At 43.8% G+C, this 3,658-nt stretch carries 4 protein-coding genes and 1 pseudogene; 3 read left to right on the top strand and 2 right to left on the bottom strand.

Annotated elements, in window-relative coordinates; all coding sequences use genetic code 11:
* The first annotated feature begins 384 nt into the window (after positions 1 to 384).
* The 3 genes from RIB93_RS12260 (at position 385) to RIB93_RS12250 (ending at position 2,215) form a co-directional block, all read left to right on the top strand.
* On the top strand, positions 385 to 1,404 hold the full coding sequence (locus tag RIB93_RS12260; RefSeq protein WP_446373047.1) for a DUF3179 domain-containing protein: 1,020 nt from the start codon (positions 385 to 387) through the stop codon (positions 1,402 to 1,404).
* Positions 1,405 to 1,643: 239 nt separating this feature from the next.
* Positions 1,644 to 1,877: a DUF433 domain-containing protein gene (locus RIB93_RS12255; RefSeq protein WP_446373046.1), complete on the top strand. Its 234-nt coding sequence runs from the start codon at positions 1,644 to 1,646 to the stop codon at positions 1,875 to 1,877.
* Positions 1,874 to 2,215, top strand: coding sequence for a DUF5615 family PIN-like protein (locus tag RIB93_RS12250; protein WP_446373045.1), 342 nt, complete (start codon positions 1,874 to 1,876; stop codon positions 2,213 to 2,215). Before RIB93_RS12255 ends, RIB93_RS12250 begins: the two co-directional genes overlap by 4 nt.
* A 17-nt stretch (positions 2,216 to 2,232) precedes the next feature.
* Here RIB93_RS12250 and RIB93_RS12245 read toward each other — a convergent pair whose 3' ends face one another.
* Positions 2,233 to 2,796: an NACHT C-terminal alpha/beta 1 domain-containing protein gene (locus RIB93_RS12245; protein ID WP_446373044.1), complete on the bottom strand. Its 564-nt coding sequence runs from the start codon at positions 2,794 to 2,796 to the stop codon at positions 2,233 to 2,235.
* A gap of 2 nt (positions 2,797 to 2,798) precedes the next feature.
* Positions 2,799 to 3,521: pseudogene (locus RIB93_RS12240) on the bottom strand (IS630 family transposase); the annotation flags it as partial.
* Positions 3,522 to 3,658 lie beyond the last annotated feature (137 nt).

The following is a 3,658-nucleotide window of genomic DNA, read 5'->3' as shown; positions in this document are numbered from 1 at the left end:
CTCGCACTACAAGGATGAGAGCCATTATTGACATTAAGGTTTAAATGCCGAACAGCTTAGTGTCGAAGGCGATCGCATCCTCGACAAATGCCAGGATATCCAGCATATATGTGTCAAAACGAAAGCACTTTATGCAGTTTCAATCGCCCTTTAACCCTTGATTGATAAGGGGGTTCGACTTGTGTATCAAGTCCTAATTAGCTATTCAAGCACCTTCTCATCTTATTCTCATTATCGCTTTAGGGGAATTTTAAAAAGCCGTATTAATCTGATCAATAGGGGCTAGGAGATTTTACTTTATTTACAATGTCGGCATCTTAACCTCCTTGGTGGTATTAGCTTCTGCCCCAGCTAAGACTTAACGACGAGTTGAGAAAACATTCCATGAATAGAACCATTAAAATAACCCTCAGTGGTATTTCCTTGGTTGCCTTACTTTTGGGGACATTGGTTCTAGAAGCGGGTGGCTGGGAAGATTTTAAACTTCAATACTTCTCTCTCACCAAACATTTTCATGACCAAACCCAGGAATTTGATGACCTCCGCAAGCAGAACATTAATCCGAAGGAAAATACCCGCATTGACTTAACTCAACTTCTCGATGGCGGACCGCCTAAAGATGGCATTCCCAGTGTCGATAATCCGCGCTTCGATACCGCCGAAACAACACCGTTTGATCAGGATGAATTCGTCATTGGTGTTGTCGTCAATGGAGAAGCCAAAGCCTATCCTTATGGGATTATGAATTGGCACGAAATTGTCAACGATACAGTCGGCGACACTAACCTAACGGTTTCCTATTGTCCCCTGTGCGATACTATTGTAGTCTTTGACCGAGGGAACACCACCTACGGAGTATCGGGTAAGCTGTATCAAAGTTGTCTAGTGATGTACGATCGCGCCGATGATACCCTTTATGCTCAACCTTGGGCGCTTGGTGTCGTGGGTGCCAATGTTAACCGTTCTCTAAACAGGCTTCCAGCCGTTAAAACGACCTTGGGAGACTGGCTAGCCGAGCATCCCGACAGTAAAATTCTCTCCACGGATACGGGATACAGCCGCGATTACATGGATTATCCCTATGGCAACTATTACACGAATGAAGAGCTTGTATTTCCAGTTCGCAATCAGGATGAACTGACGCTTCATCCCAAAGCCATTATTAGTTATGTTTGGAAGTCAGACGAGCAAACGCCAAAAAACCGTTTCTCCGGTGCTAATCATCAGTTTCCTCACCAAGAACTCGAACAAGTTGGTACAAAAGTGGTAGACTTCAATAATCGGCAAATTCGCGCTCGTTGGGACGATGAGCTGGAAACGGTTATTGTCGAAGAATTAGATGGCACACGGATTCCCAGTTCGACGGCATTTGCTTTTGTGTATCCCGCATTTTTCCCGGAGTAAAACTAGCAGATTCTCATCTTAAATTAAGAAAAAATCGCCCCAGTTAGGTGGGCGCGACATTCTTCATTCCCCCAGGAATTGCGTTAATTGGCAATTAGCAAGGGGTTCGCGTACAACCACGGCAATAGGTGGATGGCTAAACCGGGCGAGTTGATTGAGTACCGCGATATCAAACCCTTGGGGGGGTTTGATATGCTATTATTAATTAGAAAAAATAACTAATTAAGACTCAAGAATTTATGAGTTTAACTCCTGACTTACTAAACCGAATTACGCAAAATCCTGGTCAATGTGGTGGTCGTCCCTGTATTCGAGGAATGCGAATTCGAGTCACCGATATTTTAGAGATGTTGGCAGAAAATGTTAGCATTTCTGAAATTCTAGAAGACTTCCCTGATTTAGAACTAGCAGATATCCAAGCTTGTTTAGTCTTTGCAGCACGACGTACTGATTTTCCTCGACTAACCGCATGAAGATTTGGATCGATGCTCAACTTCCGCCCACCCTGGCAAATTGGTTGACAGAAACCTTTGGTTTAGACGGGAGTGCATTGCGAGATTTAGGGCTGCGGGATGCTCAAGATATCGAAATTTTTGCAGCAGCACGGGCTGAAAATGTTGTGCTTATTACGAAAGACAGTGATTTCATCGATTTGGTCTGTCGTTTAGGCTCGCCTCCTCAAATTTTATGGCTAACTTGTGGCAATGTTACTAACCGCAACTTGCGACAATTGTTGAGAGCAACTTTGCCAGATGCGTTAGAGCAATTGCGCCAAGGGGAAATGATTGTGGAAATTACAAATACTCCTTAAAGGACAGATTGACTAACCTACATCTCCTCTAACCAAGTTTCAATGGCGGAGATTAGATTCGGTTGATTGGGGGGAAAGCCTTTTAACGGCGCTTCTAGGAGGTCGTCGGTGAGGAAGGCAACGGCAATGACCCCGGTGAGTTTTGCACAGAAGGTGATGAGTTCCGGGGTGGGATGTTCGCAGTCGGTGAGGAGGAGGGCGCGGTGGGGGAGGAGTTGGCGGCGTTGTAGTGGTTTGAGGTGGCGGCGCAGTTGGGCAGGGGTGGCGGGTTCCGGGAGGTCTTCCTCGGGACAGGTGGTATCCCAGATGAGTTCGCTGAGGGTGAGGGCGATTTCACTTTCGCGGGTTTCGGTGGCGAGGAGTTGGGCGTTGAGGATGAGGATGGGCTGGTTTTGTAGGGCTTGGGCGAGGTTGATGGGGGCGAAGGTTGTTTCGCTGTTATGGGGGGTTTGGTCGGTGATTTCGGGATGGGGAGTGGTGGGGGGATTGTGCCATGCTTGATAAAAGTCGGGGTAGGGGAGATTTTCGGCACAGTTCAAGATGAGTTTGTAGGATGTCTCGAATCGTCTAAAGTATAGCAATCCTAAATAGGTTGTGGCAATTTTCCATACTGAAATATTTTTGGAAAATCGAATATTTGACCATCAGCAAAAAACTTAAATAACCACTTAACTATTTTAAAATAGCTGCAAAGATGATAAAATTGTCTAATGAAAGTTTTAACTTGCAACCAAATATCTTCGACTAGATTTTGTTCGGGAGCGTTCGGAGCAAATTTCGTACAACTTATCAACCAGTCTTCCTCTGATAAATCTTGATTAATTGTCTTTAAGTATTCTCGAAACTGCTTAGAATCATGGTAAGTTGCACCATCCCAAAATATCGATAATTTTTTCCCGGGTCGCTTCCTTTGTAAATACTCGATGAAATCGATTGTATTTTCGCTGTTTTCACTTTTATATTCTTTGACTATAAACTCTTGGGTTTGATAATCTAAAGCCCCATAATAAGTCTGTCTTTCTTTTTCATTTTTGAGAGGAACTTCTATTCTTACATCTGTTCTTCCCCACGCATAACCTAACCAATCACCCCACAGCAGATGACATTCGTCAAGCATAAGCACCGTCCGGCTTCCAGCTTCTATTTCCGGTTTCCATTTTTCTAGCCTTGCCTCTATTTCTTTTTTTTTAGCTTTGACTAATTCATCATTTTTAGCCGGATTCTTTTTTTGAGTCTTTTTCCAACTCACTTGAGCTTCTTTAAATAAGCTATAATAACTTTGATTGGACTCAAAAAATACATTATACAGCATTTCTCAGTCTAGTGAGGTACAGTAGCAACAATGAGTAAACCATCCTTTGATGTCATCTAAAGAAACTTGGCTAAATGCTTTTTCTATCGCTTTGGCTAAGTCCGGATATGTCCTGGCTTCCATAGCTCGCA

Source organism: Coleofasciculus sp. D1-CHI-01 (assembly GCF_040218875.1).
In the GTDB taxonomy this organism is placed as follows: Bacteria; Cyanobacteriota; Cyanobacteriia; order Cyanobacteriales; family Coleofasciculaceae; genus Coleofasciculus.
Note: the sequence above shows the minus strand (reverse complement) of the source record. Positions and strands in the feature narration are given on the sequence as shown.